Annotated in this window: 2 protein-coding genes; one reads left to right on the top strand and one right to left on the bottom strand. The window is 50.2% G+C overall.

Annotated features, from left to right (window positions below; translation table 11 throughout):
* Positions 1-27: 27 nt before the first annotated feature.
* Positions 28-243, bottom strand: a complete 216-nt coding sequence (locus AD928_RS00115; protein WP_061507197.1) for a hypervirulence associated TUDOR domain-containing protein — start codon at positions 241-243, stop codon at positions 28-30.
* Here AD928_RS00115 and AD928_RS14190 point away from each other — a divergent pair.
* Positions 242-841 carry a DUF488 domain-containing protein gene (locus AD928_RS14190; RefSeq protein ID WP_082779649.1) on the top strand — a complete coding sequence of 200 codons (600 nt, stop codon included), beginning with the start codon at positions 242-244 and terminating at the stop codon, positions 839-841. The two genes, AD928_RS00115 and AD928_RS14190, sit on opposite strands and share 2 nt — an antisense overlap.
* Positions 842-903: the final 62 nt, after the last annotated feature.

The raw sequence follows: 903 nt of genomic DNA, 5'->3' as shown, positions 1-903 counted from the left end.
ACTAAAAATGGGGGGATTACCATCCAGTCACTCAGCAAGTGTAAGGGCCGTGCCTTTGTGAAAGGCGATATGACTGGTTTTAAGGCTTTCTATTTCATATTGAGGGTGTTCTGCCGTCGCGTGATGCTGATAGCCGTTGACCAGAAAGGGCGCCGTATGAATGGCTTTGATCCGTCCACTGACGTATCCCGCTTCCGAGTTCCAAGATACGATGTCTCCGATCTGGAAAGTTTGTGACGGCATGGAAAACTCCGTATCCAATGTGAACCTCGCAGGGGAGGCAAGATCATCTTCTTGTCATCCATTCTACACCATTGGGCATTCCACGCTTGCGCTATCTGATTTTATCGCGCTTTTGCGTCATTATGGCGTGACACTGATCGCGGATGTGAGGGCTTTTCCGTATTCCCGGCGTAATCGAGACTATGATGGCACCAGTCTCCAGCCGGAACTGGCGGCACAGGGGATCGGATATAGTCATTTTCCAGAGCTTGGTGGACGACGGCCACGGTCGAAGACGATGCCTGCGGAGACCAACGCATTCTGGCGTGTCCAGAGTTTTCATAATTATGCGGATTATGCGCTTGGAGAAGATTTTCACCGAGGTCTTGTCCGGCTTATCGAGGCGGGACAGCAGGCAACTGTTGCGATCATGTGCGCGGAGGTGCTCTGGTGGCGCTGTCACAGGCGCATCGTTACTGACTATCTTCTGGCCCACGGGGTGACAGTCTTTCATATTCTGTCCATGACGGATGTCGTTCCCGCGCACCTTACTGAATCTGCGATTATTGATAGTAGCCGTCATATTACTTACCCACAAATAAACACTTCCAGAGGCTGAAGGTAAAATGTAGGCATAAAAACAAACGATCTCGAAAAATTGGTAATCCCCCCATTTTTAGT

This window comes from Acetobacter cerevisiae (assembly GCF_001580535.1).
GTDB classification, from domain to species: domain Bacteria; phylum Pseudomonadota; class Alphaproteobacteria; order Acetobacterales; family Acetobacteraceae; genus Acetobacter; species Acetobacter cerevisiae.
The sequence above is the reverse complement of the archived record's forward strand: the minus strand, read 5'-3'. Positions and strand labels throughout refer to the sequence as shown.

Coding starts and splice junctions, on each gene's coding strand:
- AD928_RS00115 (WP_061507197.1), bottom strand. CDS start 243: ATGCCGTCACAAACTTTCCAGATCGGAGACATCGTATCTTGGAACTCG.
- AD928_RS14190 (WP_082779649.1), top strand. CDS start 242: ATGGAAAACTCCGTATCCAATGTGAACCTCGCAGGGGAGGCAAGATCA.